General features: G+C 60.0%; 18 protein-coding genes. 14 read left to right on the top strand and 4 right to left on the bottom strand.

The window, feature by feature from the left end; translation table 11 throughout:
• Nucleotides 1-68: 68 nt before the first annotated feature.
• Nucleotides 69-1169, bottom strand: a complete 1101-nt coding sequence (gene nadA, locus KI614_RS14340) for a quinolinate synthase NadA (protein ID WP_203467734.1) — start codon at nucleotides 1167-1169, stop codon at nucleotides 69-71.
• Between the two features lie 54 nt (nucleotides 1170-1223).
• Between nadA and KI614_RS14335 the strand changes: the two genes are divergently transcribed.
• Genes KI614_RS14335 through KI614_RS14325 form a run of 3 tightly spaced genes read left to right on the top strand, consistent with a single transcriptional unit; the run spans nucleotide 1224 to nucleotide 5570 of the window.
• Nucleotides 1224-4358, top strand: coding sequence for a CHAT domain-containing protein (locus KI614_RS14335; protein ID WP_226406436.1), 3135 nt, complete (start codon nucleotides 1224-1226; stop codon nucleotides 4356-4358).
• A gap of 10 nt (nucleotides 4359-4368) precedes the next feature.
• Entirely contained in the window at nucleotides 4369-4812 is a 444-nt protein-coding gene (locus tag KI614_RS14330; protein ID WP_226406433.1) for a hypothetical protein, read from the top strand.
• Complete coding sequence (locus KI614_RS14325) at nucleotides 4812-5570, top strand: hypothetical protein (RefSeq protein WP_226406431.1); 759 nt, start codon at nucleotides 4812-4814, stop codon at nucleotides 5568-5570. The genes KI614_RS14330 and KI614_RS14325 overlap by 1 nt, the downstream gene beginning before the upstream one ends.
• Before the next feature lie 6 nt (nucleotides 5571-5576).
• Here KI614_RS14325 and KI614_RS14320 read toward each other — a convergent pair whose 3' ends face one another.
• Nucleotides 5577-6029, bottom strand: a complete 453-nt coding sequence (locus KI614_RS14320) for a rhodanese-like domain-containing protein (RefSeq protein WP_226406429.1) — start codon at nucleotides 6027-6029, stop codon at nucleotides 5577-5579.
• 47 nt (nucleotides 6030-6076) lie between these two features.
• Between KI614_RS14320 and KI614_RS14315 the strand changes: the two genes are divergently transcribed.
• The 3 genes from KI614_RS14315 (at nucleotide 6077) to KI614_RS14305 (ending at nucleotide 9424) form a co-directional block, all read left to right on the top strand.
• Entirely contained in the window at nucleotides 6077-7249 is a 1173-nt protein-coding gene (locus KI614_RS14315; protein WP_226406428.1) for a cation diffusion facilitator family transporter, read from the top strand.
• A gap of 192 nt (nucleotides 7250-7441) precedes the next feature.
• A complete protein-coding gene (gene glnA, locus KI614_RS14310; protein WP_203467728.1) occupies nucleotides 7442-8857 on the top strand; it encodes a type I glutamate--ammonia ligase in 1416 nt (471 codons plus the stop codon).
• Between the two features lie 105 nt (nucleotides 8858-8962).
• Nucleotides 8963-9424 (top strand): DUF4124 domain-containing protein, encoded by a 462-nt coding sequence (locus tag KI614_RS14305; protein WP_226406427.1) that lies wholly within the window; start codon nucleotides 8963-8965, stop codon nucleotides 9422-9424.
• Here the strand turns inward: KI614_RS14305 and KI614_RS14300 are convergent, their stop codons facing one another.
• Both KI614_RS14300 and KI614_RS14295 read right to left on the bottom strand, forming a co-directional pair.
• Complete coding sequence (locus KI614_RS14300) at nucleotides 9425-12571, bottom strand: efflux RND transporter permease subunit (protein WP_226406426.1); 3147 nt, start codon at nucleotides 12569-12571, stop codon at nucleotides 9425-9427.
• Between the two features lie 3 nt (nucleotides 12572-12574).
• Nucleotides 12575-13663: an efflux RND transporter periplasmic adaptor subunit gene (locus KI614_RS14295; RefSeq protein ID WP_226406425.1), complete on the bottom strand. Its 1089-nt coding sequence runs from the start codon at nucleotides 13661-13663 to the stop codon at nucleotides 12575-12577.
• A gap of 100 nt (nucleotides 13664-13763) precedes the next feature.
• Between KI614_RS14295 and glnL the strand changes: the two genes are divergently transcribed.
• The 8 genes from glnL to KI614_RS14255 are packed head-to-tail and all read left to right on the top strand — an operon-like array spanning nucleotide 13764 to nucleotide 22228.
• Nucleotides 13764-14825 (top strand): nitrogen regulation protein NR(II), encoded by a 1062-nt coding sequence (glnL, locus tag KI614_RS14290; RefSeq protein ID WP_413464159.1) that lies wholly within the window; start codon nucleotides 13764-13766, stop codon nucleotides 14823-14825.
• A gap of 49 nt (nucleotides 14826-14874) precedes the next feature.
• Nucleotides 14875-16287: a nitrogen regulation protein NR(I) gene (gene ntrC / locus KI614_RS14285; RefSeq protein ID WP_319002856.1), complete on the top strand. Its 1413-nt coding sequence runs from the start codon at nucleotides 14875-14877 to the stop codon at nucleotides 16285-16287.
• A 10-nt stretch (nucleotides 16288-16297) separates the two neighbouring features.
• On the top strand, nucleotides 16298-17089 hold the full coding sequence (locus KI614_RS14280; RefSeq protein ID WP_226406422.1) for a biotin--[acetyl-CoA-carboxylase] ligase: 792 nt from the start codon (nucleotides 16298-16300) through the stop codon (nucleotides 17087-17089).
• Nucleotides 17086-17814, top strand: coding sequence for a type III pantothenate kinase (locus KI614_RS14275; protein WP_226406415.1), 729 nt, complete (start codon nucleotides 17086-17088; stop codon nucleotides 17812-17814). The genes KI614_RS14280 and KI614_RS14275 overlap by 4 nt, the downstream gene beginning before the upstream one ends.
• 7 nt (nucleotides 17815-17821) lie before the next feature.
• On the top strand, nucleotides 17822-19081 hold the full coding sequence (locus KI614_RS14270; RefSeq protein WP_226406414.1) for an HD-GYP domain-containing protein: 1260 nt from the start codon (nucleotides 17822-17824) through the stop codon (nucleotides 19079-19081).
• The gene (locus KI614_RS14265) at nucleotides 19062-20750 is read left to right on the top strand and encodes a putative bifunctional diguanylate cyclase/phosphodiesterase (protein WP_226406413.1); all 1689 of its coding nucleotides are present in this window, start codon (nucleotides 19062-19064) and stop codon (nucleotides 20748-20750) included. The genes KI614_RS14270 and KI614_RS14265 overlap by 20 nt, the downstream gene beginning before the upstream one ends.
• Before the next feature lie 57 nt (nucleotides 20751-20807).
• A complete protein-coding gene (locus KI614_RS14260; RefSeq protein WP_226406412.1) occupies nucleotides 20808-21209 on the top strand; it encodes a DUF350 domain-containing protein in 402 nt (133 codons plus the stop codon).
• A 17-nt stretch (nucleotides 21210-21226) separates the two neighbouring features.
• Nucleotides 21227-22228: an SPFH domain-containing protein gene (locus tag KI614_RS14255; protein WP_226406411.1), complete on the top strand. Its 1002-nt coding sequence runs from the start codon at nucleotides 21227-21229 to the stop codon at nucleotides 22226-22228.
• Nucleotides 22229-22238 lie beyond the last annotated feature (10 nt).

Here is a 22238-nt window from a genome sequence, read left to right as displayed (position 1 = left end):
CCTCGCTTTTCAAGACCAGGCCCTTGTCCCGGAAATGCTTGTCGGACAAAGGGCTTGGTCTTTTTTGCTCAGGAAATGGCCAGCATCCGGTCAAGTGCCAGCCTGGCCAGTTTGGCCTCGTGCTCGGGAACCTTGATGGCATTCACAATCTTGCCTTCTGCCAGGTTTTCCAGTGTCCAGGCCAGGTGTTGCGGGTCGATGCGCTGCATCGTCGAGCACATGCAGATCGTGGTGGCCATGAACTGGACAATCTTGTTTTGCGGCAGGACTTCGCTGGCCAGGCGATCAACCAGGTTCAACTCGGTGCCGACCAGCCAGCGGGTCCCTTCCGGTGCTTCCTTGATGGTTTTGACAATGTGTTCAGTCGAGCCGACGTAATCGGAGGCGGCACAAACTTCGAAATTGCACTCCGGGTGGGCGATGACCTTGCCTTCCGGGTATTTGGCGCGGAAGGCATCGATATGCGATTTCTGGAACATCTGATGCACCGAGCAGTGGCCTTTCCACAGCAGGATACGGGCTTTCTTGATCTGCGCCGGTGTCAGGCCGCCGTATTCCAGGTCCGGGTCCCAGACGACCATTTCGTCCATCGCAAAGCCCATCTGATGGCCTGTCCAGCGACCCAGGTGCTGGTCGGGGAAGAACAGCACTTTCGGACGACGTTCGAAGGCCCATTTGGCGATGGTGCCGGCATTCGACGAGGTGCATACGATGCCGCCGTGTTCTCCGCAAAAGGCTTTCAGGTCGGCCGCCGAATTGATGTAGGTGACCGGTGTCACTTCCTCTTCGGCATTCAGGATTTCACCCAGTTCGCGCCAGCAGCGTTCAACCTTGGCCAGGTTGGCCATGTCGGCCATCGAACAGCCGGCCGCGAGGTCGGGCAGGATGGCGGTCTGGTTGGCGGCGGTCATGATGTCGGCGACTTCGGCCATGAAATGCACGCCGCAGAAAATGACGTACTCGGAATCTGTCTGGGAGGCCAGGCGCGACAGCTTGAGCGAGTCGCCGGTCAGGTCTGCGTGTTGATAAACGTCGGCCCGTTGATAGTGGTGGCCAAGGATGACCGCCTTCTTGCCAAGCTTGGCACGGGCAACGCGAATGCGTTCCTGGCAGGCTTCATCGGAAAGCTTGTTGAAAGGGGCGAAAACGAGAGGTTGATCGGCTTGCATTGGATTCTTTTCGAAGGTTAAGCTGCCAGAGTGACGGCGCCTAGGAGAGGCAAAATGCTTGGGGAACGATTCTATCATCGCTGTTTGATTGCGACGCTTCTGGCCGTATCCCTCGCTGCTAATGCCGGTGAGCCGTCAGCCAGCGCGGAAATCGACGAGCTTGCCGTGCGCCCGCCGCCCCGCTCGATCAATGACATCACCCGGATGTTGGCCGATTATCGCCAGCACGATGATCTGGTCCGCCAGTTACGAAGCACTGCCGAGGCGCGTCCGCCCGAAACTTCCGAACGTGCCGCCCTGTTCGATTTCTACTGGAAACGCGGTCAGGCTGCCGCGGAGCTGGGGCAGGTTCAGCAACAGATCAGCGATTTTCGGCTGGCCGTCGAATATGGCCAGACGGGGGCGCCGGAATACGCTCGTGCGATGCGGGCGCTGGCGATGGCCGAGCGTCAGGGAGGCAATTTCCTGGCGGCGCAACATTATTCGCTAGAGGCGATCAAGCAAGTGCCTCAATCGTCGCAAGGGCAATTAACGGGAGCCTACGGCCAGATCGTCAGCCTGGCATCGCAATTGGGTGACTTCGAGATGGCCCAGCAAAACCTGGCCAAGCTGGAGTCGGTGCTGCTCGGTTTGCGGAATGGCCGTGGCTGGGCGACCTGGTCGCACTTCTGGTTGTCGTCCTTTGAAAAGGCGCGCGGCGATTATTTTTCGATGGCCGGCAAAATGCGTGAGGCCGAAGGGGCTTACCGGAAAAGTTTGAGCGAAAACCTTCTGGCGTTGCAGGATCTGCCGGCTATTCGCGCCGCAGGTCGCGATGCTCCAACCGCCGAAAACATGAAGCAGGGCAGCGAAGGCGTCGAGCGCGGTCTGGCGCAAGTGTTGCTGGCCCAGGGCAAGCTGGTCGAGGCTGAGTCGATGGCGCGAACAGCCTTGGAGCACACGCTGAAACGGGCAGGTCGTTCGTCGCCCGATGTCGGTCGCGGTTTGCGGGTGCTTTCCGGAATCATTGCCGAGCAGGGTCGTTATGCTGAATCGGCCAAACTCTCCGAGGCCGCCTTGACGTCAGCCCTGGCCAGCGGTGCCGCGCCCCATTCCCTGACCGTGCTCGGTGCTTTGCGTGCCAACCTCGCCGCTCAGGTGTCGCTGGGCAACGATACCGAGGCGCTGGCGCTTTATGAACGTATGCGCAAGGCGGTTGAGGGATCGCCAGAAATGGCAGCCCAGGTTTTACGCGGTGACCTGGATGTGGTTCAGGCATTGCTGCGTACCGGCCAGCCGCTCCCGGCAGAAAAAATGGCGGGAGACATGCTGGAGCGTTTGAGCAAGCAGCTTGGCGAGCGAGCGTTGCGGACTTCCGAGGTCCGGGCGTTTTATGCCATGGCGCTGGCTGATCGGGGGGAACAGGCGGGGGCGCTGGCAGCTTTCCGTCTGGCGCTGCCTGTCCTGGTCGAACGGGTGCGCAGCGATAGCGAAGCAGAGACCGGCAGTATGCGGCGTCAGCAACGACTGGTGGGTATATTGGAGCGCTACATCCGTTTGTTGTCGGACATGCAGGGGCGTCCCGGTTTGCCGTCCGGCTTCGATGCCGCCAACGATGCCTTCGTGATGGCTGATTTGGCGCGAGGCAGTTCCGTTCAGCGGGCATTGACGCGGAGTGCCGCGCGGGCTGCGATCAAGGATACCGATCTGGCTCAATTGGCGCGTGAAGAACAGGACACGCAGCGCCGCGGAAATGCCCTGAACGACTTGCTCAGCCAGTTGCTCTCCGCTCCGCCTGATCAGCAATTGCCGGTGATCCAGGCAAGAATCCGGCAGGATATCGAGGGCTTGAAGCAAAACCGGGAGCGCCTGAAAAAGGAAATCAGCCAGCGGTTTCCCGATTACGCCCGGCTGGTTGATCCTCCCGCGGTCAACATGGCTGATGTGGCCAAAATGCTTCAGCCTGGGGAAGTGCTGCTGTCCTGGTATTTCGGCCGGCGCGATGCTCATGTCTGGGCCATTGCCGCCGATGGCCGCAGTCGGTTTGCTGCCTTGCCGACCGATCGGGCGACGATGGCTGCGGCGGTCGCCAAGTTGCGTCGTGCGCTGGATGCCGAGGCGCCGACGGTTGAGCAGATTCCCGAGTTTGATACGGTGTTGTCGCACCAACTTTATCAGTCGCTGTTTGCCCCTGTGGCTGAGTTGGTCCAGGGCGCAACAACGCTGCTTGCCGTGCCGCATGGCGAATTGGGGCAGTTGCCGCTTTCTTTGCTGGTGACGGCCGAGGCGCCTAAACCCGGCAAGGGCGGGATGATTTTTTCATCCTACCGCCAGACGCCATGGCTGATGCGTCAGTTGGCTATCGCACAACTTCCCTCGGTGACCGCCTTGGCCAGCTTGCGGCGTCTGCCGCCGGGCGCGCCGGACCGACTGCCCTTCATCGGTTTCGGCGATCCCTATTTCAGCGAAGCGCAAGCCAGCGAGGCGGATAAGAAACCAGTATCCAGCCAGGTGGCGATGCGCGGCATGCCCCTGCGTTTGCGCAGTGCGCCGCATACCCAGTCGGTTGATTCGGCCGAGCTGGCCCTGTTGCCACGCCTGCCGGATACTGCGCTGGAAATCCGTGAAATTGCCAAGGCACTTGGCGCCGACCCGGCAACGGATATTTTTCTGCACCAGGGGGCCAGTGAAAAAACGGTCTTTTCAGCCAACCTGGCAAATCGGCGCGTGGTGATGTTTGCGACGCATGGTTTGGTGCCGGGGGAGCTGAATGGCTTGACCCAGCCCGCCCTGGCGCTCAGTGCGCCCGGGGTTAGCGGCGGCAGCGGGGATGGTTTGTTGACCCAGGAGGAAATTCTCTCGCTCAAGCTCAATGCTGACTGGGTGGTTTTGTCCGCCTGCAATACGGCGGCAGGAGAAGGTTCGGGCAGTGAAGCCGTCTCTGGGCTGGGGCGAGCCTTTTTCTATGCCGGCGCGCGCGCCTTGCTGGTTTCGAACTGGCCGGTCGAAACCGAGGCTGCTCGCGGTTTGATGACCGATTTGTTCCGCCGCCAGTCGGCGGATCGAGCCTTGGGCAAGGCCGAGGCTTTGCGTCAGGCAATGCTCGGGATGGTTGATGGGGCGGGCAAGGTTGATGCCAAGACGGGAAAGCCGGTTTTCAGCTATGCTCATCCACTATTCTGGGCACCATTTGTTTTGGTTGGCGATTGAGGAAAAGTGAATGTCTGAATCCAATTTGAAAATGGCCGGGGTTGCCCTGGTCGGTATGTTGCTGGCGTTTTCTGCCGATGCGGTCACCTTGATCAAGGCCGATGAAGCCAAGTTGCCTGCCGGGGCCGGCGTGCTGGCAACGCGAGGAATTACGCGCGGGCCGGCGATCAAGATTCTGACGCCCGATCTGACGAACCTGACTTCACCTTTTGATCTGAAAGTGGCTTTCGAGGCGCGAGGCGGGGCCAAGATCGATGCAGCGGCGACCAAGGTCATTTACCTCAAGGCCAAACCGGTTGACCTGTTGGCCCGAGTTAAGCCGGGTCTGAGCGAAGCCGGCCTCGATCTGCCCGGTGCAGAAACGCCGCCCGGCGAGCACCAGATTCAAATTATCGTTCAGGACAGTGAAGGGCGGAGCAGCCAGGTCGTGATGACGCTGAACGTGGTCAAATAATGAAATGTCCGTACTGCGCTTCGGAAATTGCCGACGAAGCTTTGGTGTGTCCGGTTTGCCACCGTGATCTGTTTCTCGTCAAACCGTTGCTGGAACGGATTTCCCAACTCGAAGCCGAGCTTGCATCCCGTACGCCGGCCGAGGCTGTTTCTCCTGCGCAGGTGGGGGAGACGGTCGTTGCGATGCCGGTTGATGCAGCGTTTTCGGCACCGGACCGGAATCTGTCGCTGGCCGTTGCCTGCCTGCTCCTGCCATTGTTGCTTTTGCTCCTCGGTCAATGGCTGATGGTATTTGTTTATGACGCGAAGGTTCTCTATCTGCGCGTTTTTGCCCTGCTGTTGCCCTTGCCATTCGGCTTCGCATTTGCCCGCGCGGCCCGTGTTCCACTTTTGCCTGGTGTGCTACTGGCTTTTCTGGTGGCAGGGCTTGCCGTATTCGGCATGAGCGGGATTACCGCGTGGCTCGACAAGGTTCCCCTGTGGCCGCAGGATGCGGTTGAAGTGCGCGAGTTTGTCGAGTTTGCAGCCAGTATCGGCCTGAGTTTTATTACCGGGCTGTGGTTGTTCCGCTGGTCGGACAGGCGCTTTCAGAAGCACCAGCAGTTTCTGGCCCGTTTGCGGACGGCCGGGGTTGGCGGCTTGGGGAATAGTGGACTGACCGACTCGATGACTCGCTGGAGTGACTTGGGGAGTGCCGCCGTTGCTTTGTGCACAACGCTCATGTCGATCTATACCGGCCTGAAAGGGCTGACCGGCTAGCTGCGGTCAGCCTTGCGTCCACGGCAGGCCGGCATGGCGCCAGCCGCCAAGCTGCCCGCGATGGCCGCTGGCATCCTTGTCGCCTTCAAAACCTTCCAGGATGTTGTAGCACTGGTCGTAGCCTGCTTCGGTTGCTGCGCTGGCCGCGCCATCGGAGCGCGCTCCGCTGCGGCAGAGAAACAGGATCGGCGAATTGGGGGCAAGCTGGCGCTTGAGTTTCGCCAGGAAGTCTGGATTGCGCGTGCCGCCCGGATACTGATTCCATTCGATTTCGATGGCTTGCGGAACGCGCCCCACCCAATCCCATTCGGCCCGGGTCCGGACGTCGACCAGCCTGGCTTCAGGGGAAAGTGCCAAAAACTCGGCCGCCTCTACGGGCGTCAGGGCGCCCTTGTAGGAAGCGCCCATGGCTTGGGCGCGTTGCTGCGCCAGCAGGATGATCTCAGTTAACTTGCCCATAATATTTGGCTGCTAAAATTCTGGTCCGACAGTATAGGGCAGAGGACATGGCGCACGAACATTCCGAGCATTTTCAGGCGGCAAGTGCCGTCGACCGCGCCAGTGAGGCGCAGCGTGCGACCTGGGTCAGTGTTGCGGTCAACCTCGTCATGACGGTGATTCAGTTGATTGTCGGCTGGTTGGCTCATTCGCAGTCGCTGGTTGCTCATGGCCTGCACTCGTTTTCGGATTTGCTGTCGGACTTTCTGGTGATCTATGCCAGCCGACAAAGTGCCCATCCCGCCGATCAGGCACATCCCTACGGCCATGCACGGGTCGAAACGGCGGCGACCCTGATTCTCGGCGCCTCGCTGGCCCTGATCGGTGGCGGTATCCTGTGGGAGTCCGGGATGCGCTTGCAGCACATTGAGGCCTTGCCGTCGGTTGAGCTATCCGCACTTTGGGTGGCAATCGCCACCGTCGTGGCCAAGGAAGGTTTGTATCGCTACCTGATCCAGGTAGCCGAGCGCCTGCGTTCGCAACTGATGATTGCCAATGCGCTGCATACGCGAGCCGATGCCGCTTCGGCGCTGGTCGTGGTTGTCGGTATTGGCGGTGCCTTGCTGGGCTGGTCTTTCCTCGATTTGCTGGCGGCTGCGCTGATGGGTTTCATGATTTTGCGCATGGGCGGCGAACTGGCCTGGGGGGCGCTCAAGGAGTTGATCGATACCGGTCTGGATCAAGTCCAGGTTGAGGCTATCCGCCAAACCCTGGTGACCACGCCGGGCGTCCTTGGCTTGCATGAGTTGCGTACCCGACGCATGGCCCATCAGGCCTTGGTCGACGCGCACGTCATGGTCAATTCGCGGATCAGCGTTTCGGAAGGGCATCGAATTGCAGAAACGGCCCGCGCCAATGTTCTTCTGGCCCATCCGGAAGTGCTGGATGTGCTTGTGCACATTGATCCCGAGGATGATGTCGATCCGGATCTTTCTGCTTCCCGCTTGCCGGGGCGCGAAGCTTTGCTTGAAGAAGTGATGCCCTTGCTGGACGGCTTGCCGCCACCGCTCAGGGTTTTGCTGCATTATCTGAACGGTCGGGTCGAGGTTGAGGTGTTTTTCGATCACGCCGAATTTGCCGGGCTGGATTCTCTGATCGCGATCGAGCGCTCGTTGGCTGGGCGACTGAAAAGTGGCTCGACCATCAGCCGAATTAGACTGGTGTGCACGGTTGCACCGTGATGGTGCGTTGCGATTTATTTCCGCACCAATTGCGTGCGCGCATTCTTTGCTTAAATCACGCATCTCGTTGTGGCAAAATGTAAAGCTGTTCTGTGAGTCTTTGGCATGCTTTCTGCTAAATCCTCTGCGTTCGACTTATTGTGATTTCTGCCGGATCGTCCGGCAACTTGTTTTCTTAGGAGACTGACGCTTATGGCAACCCCGCAAGACGTACTCAATCTGATCAAGGAAAATGACGCGAAGTTCGTCGATTTCCGTTTCACCGATACCCGTGGCAAAGAACAGCACGTCACCGTGCCGGTTTCCGCCTTCAGCGAAGACAAGTTCGAAAACGGCCACGCTTTCGACGGTTCCTCCATCGCTGGCTGGAAGGGCATTCAAGCCTCCGACATGCAACTGAACCCGGACCCGGCTACCGCCTATATCGATCCGTTCTTCGACGAAACCACCGTCGTCCTGACCTGTGACGTCGTTGATCCGGCCGATGGCCGTGGTTATGACCGTGACCCGCGCTCCATCGCCAAGCGCGCTGAAGCCTACCTGAAGTCCTCCGGTATCGGCGACACCGCCTACTTCGGTCCGGAACCCGAATTCTTCATCTTCGACGGCGTCGAGTGGAATGTCGACATGTCGGGCTGTAATCTGAAGATCCATTCCGCTGAAGCGGCTTGGGGTTCGGGTGAGAAGAACGACGGCAATGGCGCCACCGGCCACCGTCCGACCGTCAAGGGCGGCTACTTCCCGGTTCCCCCGGTCGACAGCCTGCACGACATCCGTTCGGCCATGGTCCTGACCCTGGAAGCCCTCGGCTGCCCGGTTGAAGTTCACCACCACGAAGTCGCCACTGCCGGTCAGTGCGAAATCGGTACCGTGTTCAACACCCTGGTCAAGCGCGCCGACCAGACCCAGATCCTGAAGTACGTGGTGCACAATGTTGCTCACCAGTACGGCAAGACCGCCACCTTCATGCCGAAGCCGATCGTTGGCGACAACGGCTCGGGCATGCACGTTCACCAGTCGATCTGGAAGGACGGCAAGAACCTGTTCGCCGGCGACGGCTATGCAGGTCTGTCTGAACTGGCCCTGTTCTACATCGGCGGTATCATCAAGCACGCCAAGGCCCTGAACGCCATCACCAACCCGGGTACCAACTCCTACAAGCGTCTGGTCCCGCACTACGAAGCACCGGTCAAGCTGGCTTACTCCGCCAAGAACCGTTCTGCTTCCATCCGCATTCCGTACGTTGCTTCGACCAAGGCTCGTCGTATCGAGACCCGTTTCCCGGATCCGATCGCCAATCCGTACCTGTGCTTCGCCGCGCTGCTGATGGCCGGCCTGGATGGTATCCAGAACAAGATCCACCCGGGCGATCCGGCTGACAAGAACCTGTACGACCTGCCGCCGGAAGAAGACGCGCTGATCCCGACCGTTTGTGCTTCCCTCGAAGAAGCGCTGGCCGCTCTGCAAGCTGACCACGAGTTCCTGACTCGTGGTGGTGTCTTCTCCAACGAGTGGATCGAGTCCTTCATCAACCTGAAGATGGACGAAGTCAATCGCGTTCGCATGACCACGCACCCGGTCGAGTTCGATCTGTACTACTCCTGCTAAGCGAGTTCGGTACTCAAGAAAGGGCGGGATTTCCCGCCCTTTTTTTGTCTACAGGATAGAGGTGTCGGACTTAAGTCCGCTACACTAAAGCTTCACTAGGAAATAATGACAATGACACGTTTTGCCTTTGCCCTCCTGGGGCTTGCCTGCGGTTTGCCGGCACATGCCCAGTCGATTTATAAATGCCCGGATGCCAATGGCGGCAGCACCATTATTTCGACGTCACGCCTCGACAAGAATTGCAAAGCTGTCTCGCTCAGCCCGGAAACTGCCGTGCCGGCACCGAAAGCACCACGCGCCTCGGCCAGTCCGACACCTTCCAGCTTCCCCAAGGTGCAGGAAGATACCCAGAAAGCCCGTGATGGCGATCGCCGTCATATCCTTGAACAGGAATTGTCCGGCGAGCAGCGCAGCCTAGATCAGGCGCGCAAGGACCTGGCCGAGCAGGAAGCCGTGCGTCCGGGGGCTACCGATAGCCGCGATCGCGTTGCGCCTTACAAGGATCGCGTGGCGCAGCATGAGCGCAACATCCAGGCGATCCAGAAGGAACTTGCCAACCTGCGCTGATCAGTGCGCGGGAGCCTTGACCTTGTACCAGGTGGCGTAAAGCGCCGGCAGGAAGAGCAGGGTCAGGGCGGTGGCGATGATCAGGCCGCCCATGATGGCCACGGCCATCGGCCCGAAGAAGTCGTTGCGCGATAGCGGAATCATTGCCAGCACCGCCGCGGCCGCAGTCAGCACAATCGGCCGGAAGCGGCGCACCGTCGATTCGACAATCGCCTCCCAGCGGGGCTTGCCGGCCGCCAGATCCTGTTCGATCTGATCAACCAGGATCACCGAATTGCGCATGATCATGCCGAATAGCGCGATGGTGCCGAGCAGGGCCATGAACCCGAAGGGCTGGCGGAAGACGAGCAGGAAGAGCGCAATCCCGATAATGCCCAGCGGCGCGGTCAGCAGCACCATGACGACGCGCGAAACGCTTTGCAGCTGGATCATCAGGATGGTGATCACGGCAAGCAGGAAGAGCGGAATCCCGGCCATGACCGAACTTGAACCCTTGGCCGACTCTTCGACCGAACCGCCGGTTGCAATGCGGTAGCCTTCGGGCAGGGCTGCCTGAATCCTGGCAATTTCCGGATTGATGCGGTCGACCACCGTGGCCGGCTGAATCTTGCCGTACAGGTTGCCGCGCACGGTGATTGTCGGCAGACGGTCGCGACGCCAGATCAGGCCAGGTTCGAAATCATGCTTGAGGCGGGCGATCTGGCTCAACGGGACGCTCTTGCCGCTGCGTGTCGGGACCGAAAGATTGGCCAGCATCGACAGATGGGTGCGTTCTTCACGGTCGCCGCGCAGCACGACATCGATGCTCTTCAGGCCTTCGCGATAGCTGGTCACGGTGTAGCCGTTGAGCGACATATTCAGCAGCGCAGCGAGATCCTGGCTGGAAACGCCGAGCAGTCGTGCCTTGTCCTGGTCGATCTCGATGTCGACCGCCTTCGAGAGCTCGCTCCAGTCGAAATTGACGTTCGAAATTTCCGGATCGCTACGCATGATTTCGGCAACCTTGGCGGCCGTCTTGCGCAAGGTGTCGATATCGTCACCCGAAACGCGGAATTGGACCGGATAACCGACCGGCGGACCATTTTCGATACGGGCAATATTGGCCCGTGCGGCGAATCCGTCATTTTCGAACAAATGGATCAGTCGACCGCGCAAGGCTTCGCGCGCCGCGACATCGCGCGTCACGATGACGAACTGGCTGACATTGCTCGCCGGCAATTGCTGGTCGAGGCCCAGGTAGTAGCGCGGCGAGCCCGAGCCGACGTAAGTGATGTAGTGCTCGAAATGATCGAACTCAGCCTTGTCCTTGTCCAGCCACTGCTCCAGACGGCGCGTTTCGGCATCAGTCGCGGCGATTGACGCGCCTTCCGGCAGGCGTAGCTCGACGTTCAGTTCGAGGCGGGTCGAATTCGGGAAGAACTGTTTCTGGACTTTGCCCATGCCGACAATCGACAACGCAAAAAGCAGCACGGTAATGGCGATCACCAGTTTGCGGTGATGCACGCACCAGCCGACCAACTGGCGGAAGCGGCGGTAGAACGGCGTGCCGTATACATCGTGCTCGTCACCCTGCGGCGGGCCGGACAGGCCGATTTTTTCGGCCAGTCGGGCGAGGCGTGGCAAGCGGCGCTCGACCATGCCCGGCACATGCGGTGCGCGCGGGTCGGGCAGCAGTTTGTAGCCGAGCCAGGGAATGGCGACGACGGCGGCGAGCCACGAAATCAGCAGGGCAACGGCGTTGATCTGGAAGAAGGCGAAGGCATATTCGCCGGTCGATGACTTGGCGAGTGCAATCGGAATGAAGCCGGCCACCGTGACCAGCGTTCCGGAAAGCATCGGGCCGGCCGTGCTGGTGTAGGCAAAGGACGCCGCCCGGGTGCGTTCCCAGCCCTGTTCCATCTTCACCCACATCATTTCGACGGCGATGATCGCATCGTCGACCAGCAGGCCGAGCGCCAGGACCAAGGCGCCAAGCGACACCTTGTGCAGGCCGACGTTGAAGAACTGCATGGCGAGGAAAGTCGCGGCGAGAACCAGCGGAATCGAGATAGCGACGACCATGCCGACGCGCAGCCCAAGGCTGACGAAGGTGACGAGCAGCACGACGATGACGGCTTCGGCCAGCGACTGGACGAAGGCCTGGACCGAGCGCTTGACGGCGTCCGGCTGGCTTGCTGCCGTGCCGATTTCGAGGCCGAGCGGCAAGCCAGCCTGCAAGCTGGCAATGCGCTTTTCGAGATCTTTGCCAAGCACGATGATGTCACCGCCCTTGGCCATCGCTACGCCGATGGCCAGAGCCTGTTTGCCGCCATAGCGGACTTGCGTGGCCGGCGGATCGATCGTTCCGCGCCTGACCGTTGCGATGTCGCCGAGCCGGAAGCTGCGGTTGCCGCTACGAATCTGGGTGTCGGCGACCGCCTGTACCGTATCGAAGGCACCACCGGGACGAATCTGGATACGCTCTTCCGCCGTTTCAAAAAAGCCGGCACCGGCCACGGCATTCTGCTGGTTCAAGGCCTGAACAATCGTTGTTTGATCGATGCCCAGCGTCGCCAGCTTGGTATTCGACAGTTCGATGAAGATTTTTTCGTCTTGAATGCCGAAAATCTCAACCTTGCCGACATTCGGAACGCTGAGCAATTCGTCGCGAATGCGCTCGGCGGCATCCTTCAGTTGCGGGTAATCGAGGCCTTCCGCGGTCAACGCATAAACATTGCCGAAAACGTCACCGAACTCGTCGTTGAAAAATGGTCCCTGAATGCCGGCCGGCAAGGTGTGGCGAATGTCGCCGATCTTCTTGCGGACCTGGTAATAAACATCGGGCACCTGGGCCGGCGGCGTGCTGTCCTTGGCAAAGAACATCACGGTCGACTCACCAGCGCGGGAATAACTCGAAACGCGGTCGATATAAGGCGTTTCCTGGAGTTTCTTCTCGATTTTTTCAGTCAGCTGCTGCTCAACCTGACGCGCCGTTGCGCCTGGCCATTGCGTGCGGATAACCATCAGTTTGAAGGTAAAGGGCGGATCCTCCGACTGGCTCAGCTTGCCGTAGGCAAAAACGCCCATCAGGGCAAGCGCAAAGAGAAAGTAACCGACCAGGGTACGGTGGTGCAGCGTCCAGTCGGACAGGTTGAATCGATGGCTCACGATTTAGCGCTGCCCGTTGGGCGGGGTGAGCGCCTTTGGGGTCACGGGCAGGCCGGCGACCAGTTTGCTGGCCCCGGACACGATCACCAGTTCGCCCGCCTGCAGGCCGCTCGAAATAACGGCGCCATCTTCGCGGAACTGGCTGACCTGAACCGGGCGTGGCTGAGCCTTGCCGTCGGCGGCGACCCAGACTGTTGCGCCTTGTCCGTTATCGACGACCGCACCGAGCGGCACCTGCAATGCGGCGTTACTCGTGTGGTCGAGTACAACCCGTGCCGTCATGCCGAGTTGCAGTTCAGGCGGCGGGTTCTTGATCCGGATGCGTGTCGCGTAGGTCCGCGTTGCCGGGTCTGCCGCGGCGGACAGTTCGCGAAGTTCGCCGGTCAGGTTGATTTTTGCATCGGCCCACAGGTTGACCGTGATATTCCGGGCCGCTTTCAGTTCGGTGATGCGACCTTCCGGAATGGCAATGGCAACTTCCTTTTCTTCCGGGCGTGCAATGCGGAAAACGGCCTGGCCTGCGCCGAGCACTTGCCCGGCATCGGCCAGCACCGCGGTGACGACCGCCGGATATTCGCTGCTCAGTGTGCCGTAAGTCGCCTGGTTGTTGCTGATCTGGCTTTGGGCGCGGGCTTGTTCGAGGCGGCCGCGCGCGGCATTGAGTGCATTGTCCTTGGCGTCGAATGCCGCCTGGCTGACAAATTTTTTGGCCAGCAGGCCGGCATAGCGCTCACGTTCGGCCTGGGCGGTTGAGAACTCGCTTTCTGCGGCGGCCAATTGTGCCTTGGCGCTGGCTGCGGCTAGCTGAAGGTCGGCTGGATCAAGGCGGGCCAACGGCTGGCCGGCCTTGATTTCGGCTCCGCTATCGACCAGTCGGCTGGCCAATTTGCCGGCCACCCGGAAGGACAGGTCGACTTCGTGGCGTGCGCGGATTTCCCCGGTGTAGACGCCCGGTCCGGATTGTCCGGGCGTGGCAGCCTGAACCAGTACGGTGCGGGCTGCCGGCGGCGGCGTGTCATGGTTGCTGCAGGCGGCCAGCGAAGCGGTCAGGCCGAGCAACAGAAAGGCGCGGTACGGGGCGGTCAGGGGCATGGTCAAAAAGGGCCAAGGATAGTCTTGGAATGATAATGAACGATGGGTCAGTAATGCAAGCAATCGTTTTCCTGTCGACCAAGCCGTTACAATGCAAGATATGGACGCTTCCTCTCAGACCTTTGCCGGCCTTGATCTGCTGGCCTCCGCCGTACTGCTGATCGATGACGGTCAGTTGCTGCGCTATCTCAATCCAGCGGCCGAAAATCTGCTGGCGGTCAGTAGTCGGTTGGTCGCTGGCAAGGCGCTGTCGAGTGTTTGCGCCTGTTCGGCCATTCTGCGCTCGGCGCTCGACAACGGCCTGGCCAACAATTGGGGTTATACCGGCCAGAATATCGAGCTGACGCGCAGTGATGGCCAGGTACTGCATTTGAACTGCACGGTGACGCCGCTACGGCCGGAAATTGCCGCCGGTGTTCGTCTGTTGCTTGAGTTTCAGCCGATCGAACACCATCTCGCAGCGACGCGCGAAGAGCGCCTGATCGAACAGCAGCAGGCCAATCGCGAGTTGATCCGCAATCTGGCGCACGAAATCAAGAATCCGCTTGGCGGCATTCGAGGTGCGGCGCAGTTGCTTGAGCATGAGCTGGCCAATCCGTCGCTCAAGGAATATACCCAGGTCATCATCAAGGAAGCGGACCGTTTGCAGGATTTGATGCAGCGCCTGCTGACGCCGCACCGGGCGATGCTGCCTGCCACGGTCAACATCCATGAAATTCTTGAACGCGTGCGCAGTTTGCTGACGGCCGAGTTTCCCGGTTCGCTGGTCATGCGTCGCGATTACGACACCAGCCTGCCTGAGCTGGTCGGCGATCGCGAGCAATTGATCCAGGCGGTGCTGAACATTGCCCGCAATGCGGCGCAGGCGATGGGCGGGACCGGTGAGATCACGATGCGGACGCGTTCCCTGCGGCAGGTCACGCTGGCCAAAAAGCGCTATCGCCTGGCGATGGAGATCAAGGTGATCGACAACGGTCCGGGCATCCCCGAAGAGATCCGCGAACGGATGTTCTACCCGCTGGTTTCCGGGCGGGATGGCGGCAATGGCCTGGGCCTGACCATCGCCCAGAATTTTGTCCAGCACCACCATGGGACGATCGATTGCACCAGTCGGCCGGGTATGACGGTATTCATCCTTCGACTGCCGGTTGAGCAGGCTTGAGTCTTGCTAAGGTCTGGTTTATTCCAACGCATAAATGAGCCAAGTACCCATGAAGCCAGTCTGGATTGTTGATGACGATCGCTCCATCCGCTGGGTCCTCGAAAAGACCCTGTCCCGCGAGGGCATCCCTTTCAAGAGTTACGCCTCGGCCAGCGAGGCGATCTCCAACCTTGAGCAGGGGGTTGAGCCGCCGCAGGTCCTGATGTCCGATATCCGCATGCCAGGCCAGTCCGGGCTGGAATTGTTGCAAGAAGTGAAGACGCGCTTCCCATCGGTGCCGGTCATCATCATGACGGCATACTCGGATCTGGAAAGTGCCGTGGCTGCGTTTCAGGGAGGCGCTTTCGAGTACCTGCCCAAACCTTTCGACGTCGATCAGGCCGTTGAGTTGATTCGGCGGGCAATCGACGAGTCTATGCACCAAAGCGGTGCGGTTGAGGAGGAAGGGTTGATTCCTGAAATCCTTGGACAGGCTCCGGCCATGCAGGAGGTGTTCCGGGCCATTGGCCGTCTGGCGCTGTCGCATGCCACCGTGTTGATCAACGGCGAGTCCGGTTCCGGGAAGGAGCTGGTTGCGCATGCCTTGCATCGCCACAGTCCCCGGGCCGATAAACCGTTCATTGCGATCAATACCGCAGCTATCCCGAAGGACTTGCTTGAATCCGAGCTTTTTGGTCACGAGCGGGGCGCGTTTACCGGGGCGCAGGCACAACGGCGCGGGCGCTTCGAACAAGCCGAGGGCGGCACGCTGTTCCTTGATGAAATCGGCGATATGCCGTCGGAACTGCAGACGCGCTTGTTGCGCGTGCTGTCCGACGGTCACTACTACCGGGTTGGCGGTCATTCGCCGATCAAGGCGAATGTTCGCGTTATTGCCGCGACGCACCAGAACCTTGAAACGCGCGTCAAGGATGGCTTGTTTCGCGAGGATTTATTCCATCGCCTGAACGTGATTCGTGTCCGTTTGCCTTCTCTGCGCGAGCGGCGCGAGGATATTCCCCTGCTCGCCCGGCACTTCCTGCAAAAAAGCGCCCGCGAACTGGGCGTTGAAGCCAAACGCCTGTCCGAGCCGGCCTTGAAATACCTGACCGGCCTCGATTTCCAGGGCAATGTCCGCCAGCTTGAAAACCTGTGCCATTGGCTGACGGTCATGGCTCCGGCCCAGCAGGTTGAAATTGGTGACTTGCCCGGCGAGTTACGCGACTCGGTGCCGATGACCCTGGCCAGTGATTGGGAAAGTGCGTTGGAAGGTGAAACCGATCGTCTTCTGGCTCGCGGTGTCCAGGATGTTCACGGCGTGTTGTCGCAAATTTTCGAGCGGATCGTGATTTCGCGTGCGCTGGCGCATACCGGCGGGCGCCGGATCGAAGCTGCGCTGGCGTTGGGTATCGGGCGCAATACGATTACCCGAAAAATTGCCGAACTCGGGATTGATGGCGGCAAGGAGTCGGCGACAGAGTAAAATCGGCCGCATGGCACTGATCGATCCTGTACTGATTAAATCCCGCCTTGGCCCTCTGGCCGGGCGTTTTGACCTTGATGCGCTGGATGAGTGCGACTCGACCAGCAGTGAGTTGATGCGTCGCAGCGAACGCGGTGTTCCGGCGGGGACGGTGATTGTCGCCGACCGGCAAAGTGCCGGGCGTGGCCGGCGCGGTCGCAGCTGGCTGTCGGAAGCCGAGTCCGGCCTGACATTCTCGCTGCTCTGGCGCTTCTCCGGCCCGCTTTCCCGGTTGAGCGGTTTGTCGCTGGCGGTTGGTGTCGCTCTGACTCGCGCCCTGGAAAATCTTGGTGCAGTCGGTGTTTGCCTGAAATGGCCTAATGATGTCCTGCTGCAGCACGGGGGCGAGTACGCCAAGCTGGCCGGTGTCCTGATCGAGTTGAGTACCGACCGGCGCGGTACGCAGGCAATCATCGGCATCGGTCTCAATTTGCAGCCGCCATTGGCTGACTTGTCGTTGCCGGCGGCCGGTTTGAGCCAGGCGGTCCATGCCCAGCCGGATCGTCATCAGGTGCTGGCTGAAATACTCACCGCCCTGGCCGAGGTGCTCGAGACTTTTGCGGTCGACGGCTTTGCAGCCATCAAAACGGATTGGCAACGGCGTCATGCCTGGCAGGGACAAAGTGTCCGAATTATCGCCGAGCAAGGCGAGTCGCAAGCCGGGCTTTGTCTGGGCGTGGATGACGACGGTGCCCTGCTGCTGGAAACGCCTCAAGGCATCGAGCGTATTTTTTCAGGCGATGTCAGCCTGCGTCGCGCATGATCCTGTGTCTCGATAGCGGTAATACGCGCCTCAAGTGGGGGCTGCATGAAGGGCCGAACTGGTTGGCCCAGGGCGCTGTCGCGCATGCCGATGTTGCCGGACTGACGGCGCTGACGACGCAATGGCCAAGGCCTGAAATGATTCTTCTGGCCAACGTGGCCGGAGATCTGGCGGCAGAACGGATTCGGACGGCGCTCGGTCCCTGGTCGGCATTGGTCCGGGAAGTCAAATCCAGCCGAAATGCCTGCGGCATTACAAATCTTTACCAAATACCAGAACGCCTCGGCGTCGATCGCTGGTGCGCCCTGATCGGCGCCCGCCAATTGTCGGCCGGGGCCTGCGTAGTGGTCATGGCCGGGACGGCAACAACCATCGATACGCTGGATGCGGAGGGCCGTTTCCTGGGCGGCTTGATTCTGCCAGGGATCGATCTGATGCGCCGCTCGCTGGCGCGCGATACCGCGGCTTTGCCGTTGGCCGACGGGGTGTATGCCAGCTACCCGCAATGTACCGAGGATGCCATTGTTTCAGGGGCCATCGAGGCCCAGCTCGGTGCGATCGAGCGGGCCTGCCGGCGCTTGCCGGCCGGGCAGGGAAACTGCCTTCTTTCCGGCGGAAACGCCGCTCTGCTGGCGAATGGCCTTGTCATCCCCTTTATCCAGGCGGACAATCTCCCGCTTGAAGGTTTGAAAACCATAGCCCTGGGGATGAGGGTGCCAACATGACTGCAGAATGGAAATAATTTCGGTTGCCGAGCTGAAAATCGGCATGTTTTTCGCTGAGCCCGATTGCGCCTGGACGGAGTTCCCTTTTGCGTTGCAGGGCTTCGTCCTGACCACGCCGCAGCAAATCGAGCTGATTCGCGAAAAATGCCGTTTTGTCTATGTTGACCGCAGCCGTTCGCTGGGCGAGCACTATGCCGAGCCAAAAATTGCGTTTGATCGAGCTCTGCGTCCCCCGCTGTTTGCCCGGAAACCGTCGGACGAAGAAGTTCCTCCCCGGCGTCGCCGCTTTCTCGATTTTCTGCATCATCAGGAAACCGAGCATGAAGGGGCCGATCTCGGACGCGAACTGATTCACATCGAGCCGAAATTCAACGATCTGCAGGCCGCCCTGCGAACTTCTTTCCAGAATGTCCTGAGTGAAAAACGAATCGACCTGAGCAATATTCGCGAGGGGGTTCGTGACATGGCGGGCAGCCTCAAGCGCAATCCGGACGCATTGATGTGGTTGCTGCGCCTGAAGCGCGTTGATCGCTACAGTTTCGATCATGCGATGGATGTCTCGGTTTACCTGCTGCTGCTAGGGACGCATATCGGGTGGCAAGGCAACAAACTGCTGCAACTGGGTTTGGCCGGAATGTTGCAGGATGTCGGCAAGATTAATTTGCCCCCTGAGTTGCTGAGCAAAACCGATCCGCTGTCCGAAGATGAAAAGATGCTGGTGCGCTCGCACGTGGCGAGCTCACTGGAAATTCTCGGTACCCAGAGCGAGATCCCGCAGGAGGTCATCCTGACCATTGCCCGGCATCACGAACGTTGGGATGGCAGCGGTTATCCGCGTGGCCTGATGCTTGACCAGATCGGCATCGAGGCCGAGATGGCCGGGTTGGTCGACTCATTCTGTGCGATGTTGCGCAACAAGCCTTATCGCAATGCCTTGGGGCATCAGGAAGCTCTCGAAGAGCTGTATGCCTTGCGCGACCACAAGTTCAACCCGAATCTGATGGAGCAGTTCGTCCAGTGCGTCGGCTTGTACCCGATTGGTACGCTGGTCGAGTTGAGCAATGGCGAAGTCGGCGTCGTCATCCAGCAGAATCGTGTTCATCGCTCGCGTCCTCGTGTCCTGCTGATGCTCGACAAGCACAAGAACAAGGTGGTCGGTTACCAGGTGATCGACCTGCGCGAGCCGGCGCACAAGGCTTTGCGTGTCGTACGGGCCTTGCCGCACGATGCCTACGGAATCGCCGAAGATGACTACTACCTCGGCTAAAAGCACCGGTTATCTCGATCTCTTTGCCTTCGGTCTTGATACCGATGCCTTGCGCTCCATTTCGGTCCTCGATGACATCTGGCGCGACGCGGTGCTCCAGGCGCTGCCTGAACGCGATAATGACCCGGTTCTCAAGGAATTTATCGAAGTTTCTTCCGGCCTGGTACTTTTTCTGGCCGATCCGGACTGGCAGAAGTACTGGCTTGCTGCCTGGCACAAGCAGGCAAGCCGGGGATTCCGCCTGACCGAATTGATGACCTTTTTCTACCGGGCCGTCGAGATTTGCGAGCACCGGATCCTGGGCACGGATCGCCTTGTGGCCCGGCTCAATGTTGACCTGTTCTCACTCCTCCGGCGCAGCGTGCTGGCGGCTGTCAGCGCCACCGTCGAGCTGGATGAGGAGGCTCGACTGGCCGAAAGCGGCATTCCCGGAGAACTGGCCGCGCTGCAATACCTGCATCAGGCATTGAAGCAGGGGTTGCCGGTGTCGCTGCTCTCGGTCTCGCTGATCAACAGGAATGCCTTCGCCCATCTGTCGGCCGGTGAATTGCAGACTTTGCCGGCTTTGTTTGCCGAGCGTCTGGCCCATCGCCTACGTCCTCAGGATCTGGTTTTTTCCGGGCGTGAAGGAGAGTGGCTGCTGGTTTTTCCTGGGGTTTCGTCGATGGTCCAGCCGAGCCTGGCCGGGGCTCACATCCAGCAAAGCTTTGCCGAACCGATCCGTTTGATCAGTGGCCGCAGCATCGCGCTGGATGTTGCGATGGGGGCAGCCATGGGGCCCGAACACGGAGCCGATGCCGATGCCCTGGTCCAGGCGGCCCGCCTGGCTCGCTGGGATCTGGCGCGAACCCGGCAGGGATTCGGCTGGTATCACCGGGACCTGCATTGTGACTGGCAGCAGCATGATGAACTGGCGGCTGAACTGAAGCTGGCACTGCATCAGGAAAGCTTCCAGTTTTACCTGCAGCCCCAGGTAGATATCAATAGCGGCGTTTGCTTCGGTGCAGAAATGCTGTTGCGCTGGCAGCGAGAGAACGGCGAGTGGGTCGCTCCGCCGCTTATTCTTGAATTGCTCGAAGAAAACGGCTGGCGGCAGATGTTTACCGACAGCCTGATTCGCCATGCCTTGCGCAGTTCGGCCGAGTTGGAGGCGGCAGGCGTTCCTGTCCGTTTGTCGCTCAATCTGACTGCCGCGGATATGGTCGATACCGATCTGCCCGACATGATCGCCCAGCGTCTTGAAACCTGGCAGATTCCCGGCGACCGTTTCATGATCGAGTTGACCGAGTCGGCCATGATGGCCGATCAGATTCGTTGCCTGAGCGTCATGGAACGTCTTTCCGATCTGGGAATCGGCCTGGCGCTGGATGATTTCGGAACGGGCTATTCGTCGCTGAGTTATCTGGTCAACCTGCCCTTCAGGGAGATCAAGATCGACCGCTCGTTCATTACCGCCATGGCACGATCGCCGGACAGCCTGCGCGTTGTCCGGACCATCATCGACCTGACGCATGATCTCGACATGGTGCCGCTGGCCGAAGGTGTGGAAGACCCGGCGCAACTTGAGCAGTTGCGCAGCCTTGGCTGCGATCAGGTGCAGGGCTACCTGTACGCCAGGCCGATGCCCTTGGCCGAATTCATTCAGTGGATGCAGGCACGTCCGGCTTGAATTAATCGGGCATGACGGTGACAATCGTTCGTCCTTGCCCAGCCTCCGGGAGATTCCATGTTCGATCCGGTCATCAACAGCCTGCCGGCATTCTTCGCTTACTTTGCCACCGCCACCGCGATGCTGGCCGGCTTTGTCGCGCTCTACGTCATGGTCACGCCTTACCGTGAAATCAGCTTGATCCGGGCCGGCAATGAGGCAGCCGCCATCAGCCTTGGCGGTGCCGTCATCGGTTTTGCGCTACCGCTGGCCGTGTCGGTCGCCGTCAGCCATAACCTGCATGCCATGATCGGCTGGGGGCTCGTAGCCGGCGTGGTGCAACTGCTGGTCTTCGTCGCCGCGCGCCTTGCGCTGCCGCGGATCAATCAAAACATTCCCGAGGGGCGCATGGCGTCCGGGATTTTCCTTGCTTTGCTTTCGATTGCGGTCGGCATCCTCAATGCCGGCTGTATCGCCTGACCCGATAGGAGACAGTGATGGCCCTGATGGATTTCATCAAGAAGCAGTTTATCGACATTCTGCAATGGACCGAGGATAGCGACGGTACGCTGGCCTGGCGTTTCCCGATGCAGGAAATGGAAATCCAGAACGGTGCCAGCCTGACGGTGCGCGATTCGCAATTGGCGCTCTTCGTCAATGAAGGGACGGTCGCCGACGTGTTCACGCCCGGCATGTACAAGCTGACGACGCAGACGCTGCCGCTCCTGACCTACCTGAAGAACTGGGACAAGCTCTTTGAGTCGCCGTTCAAGTCGGATGTCTATTTCTTCTCGACGCGCACCCAGCTTGATCAGAAATGGGGTACCCCGAACCCGATTACCATCCGCGACAAGGATTTCGGCGTCGTCCGCCTGCGCGCCTTCGGGATCTACAGTTATCACTTGAGCGATGCCAAGACCTTCTACCAGAAGATTTCCGGGACGCGCGCAAACTATAGCCGCGACGAACTCGAAGGCCAGTTGCGCAACAGCATGGTCGCCGGGATGACCGATCTGTTCGGCGAGTCCGGTGTGGCCTTCATCGACATGGCCGGCAACCAGGATGAATTCGGCAAGGCGATGCATTTCAAGATGGCCCCGGTGTTTGCCGAGTACGGCCTGACGCTGGATACGCTGGTGGTCCAGAACGTGTCGCTGCCGGAAGAACTGCAGAAAATTCTCGATCAGAAAATTGGCATGAACATGATCGGTGACATGCAGCGATTTACCCAGTATCAGGTAGCCAACAGTCTGCCCGATGCGGCGAAGAACGAAGGCGGCATTGCCGCGATGGGGGTCGGTCTCGGGGCGGGGGTCGGCTTCGGTCAGGTGGTGGGCCAGGCCATGGCCCAAGCGGCACAGCCTGCTGTCGCGGCTGCAGTTTCAGCGGACGAGATTGTCGCAACGCTGGAGAAGCTGCATGCGCTGGTCGAAAAGGGCATTCTCAGTCAGGCTGAGTTCGATGCCAAAAAAGCAGAATTGCTCAAAAAACTGAGTTGACCGCGGCATC

The sequence above is a fragment of the Dechloromonas denitrificans genome, from assembly GCF_020510665.1.
Lineage (GTDB): Bacteria > Pseudomonadota > Gammaproteobacteria > Burkholderiales > Rhodocyclaceae > Azonexus > Azonexus denitrificans_B.
This window is presented reverse-complemented; position numbering and strand designations above follow the sequence as displayed.

What these genes read in the sequence shown, in the direction of transcription:
- KI614_RS14315 (WP_226406428.1), top strand. Translation starts at nt 6,077, where the DNA reads ATGGCGCACGAACATTCCGAGCATTTTCAGGCGGCAAGTGCCGTCGAC.
- glnL (WP_413464159.1), top strand. Translation starts at nt 13,764, where the DNA reads ATGGACGCTTCCTCTCAGACCTTTGCCGGCCTTGATCTGCTGGCCTCC.
- KI614_RS14295 (WP_226406425.1), bottom strand. Translation starts at nt 13,663, where the DNA reads ATGCCCCTGACCGCCCCGTACCGCGCCTTTCTGTTGCTCGGCCTGACC.
- KI614_RS14305 (WP_226406427.1), top strand. Translation starts at nt 8,963, where the DNA reads ATGACAATGACACGTTTTGCCTTTGCCCTCCTGGGGCTTGCCTGCGGT.
- KI614_RS14255 (WP_226406411.1), top strand. Translation starts at nt 21,227, where the DNA reads ATGGCCCTGATGGATTTCATCAAGAAGCAGTTTATCGACATTCTGCAA.
- KI614_RS14275 (WP_226406415.1), top strand. Translation starts at nt 17,086, where the DNA reads ATGATCCTGTGTCTCGATAGCGGTAATACGCGCCTCAAGTGGGGGCTG.
- KI614_RS14260 (WP_226406412.1), top strand. Translation starts at nt 20,808, where the DNA reads ATGTTCGATCCGGTCATCAACAGCCTGCCGGCATTCTTCGCTTACTTT.
- nadA (WP_203467734.1), bottom strand. Translation starts at nt 1,169, where the DNA reads ATGCAAGCCGATCAACCTCTCGTTTTCGCCCCTTTCAACAAGCTTTCC.
- KI614_RS14335 (WP_226406436.1), top strand. Translation starts at nt 1,224, where the DNA reads ATGCTTGGGGAACGATTCTATCATCGCTGTTTGATTGCGACGCTTCTG.
- KI614_RS14280 (WP_226406422.1), top strand. Translation starts at nt 16,298, where the DNA reads ATGGCACTGATCGATCCTGTACTGATTAAATCCCGCCTTGGCCCTCTG.
- KI614_RS14270 (WP_226406414.1), top strand. Translation starts at nt 17,822, where the DNA reads ATGGAAATAATTTCGGTTGCCGAGCTGAAAATCGGCATGTTTTTCGCT.
- KI614_RS14265 (WP_226406413.1), top strand. Translation starts at nt 19,062, where the DNA reads ATGACTACTACCTCGGCTAAAAGCACCGGTTATCTCGATCTCTTTGCC.
- KI614_RS14320 (WP_226406429.1), bottom strand. Translation starts at nt 6,029, where the DNA reads ATGGGCAAGTTAACTGAGATCATCCTGCTGGCGCAGCAACGCGCCCAA.
- ntrC (WP_319002856.1), top strand. Translation starts at nt 14,875, where the DNA reads ATGAAGCCAGTCTGGATTGTTGATGACGATCGCTCCATCCGCTGGGTC.
- glnA (WP_203467728.1), top strand. Translation starts at nt 7,442, where the DNA reads ATGGCAACCCCGCAAGACGTACTCAATCTGATCAAGGAAAATGACGCG.
- KI614_RS14330 (WP_226406433.1), top strand. Translation starts at nt 4,369, where the DNA reads ATGTCTGAATCCAATTTGAAAATGGCCGGGGTTGCCCTGGTCGGTATG.
- KI614_RS14325 (WP_226406431.1), top strand. Translation starts at nt 4,812, where the DNA reads ATGAAATGTCCGTACTGCGCTTCGGAAATTGCCGACGAAGCTTTGGTG.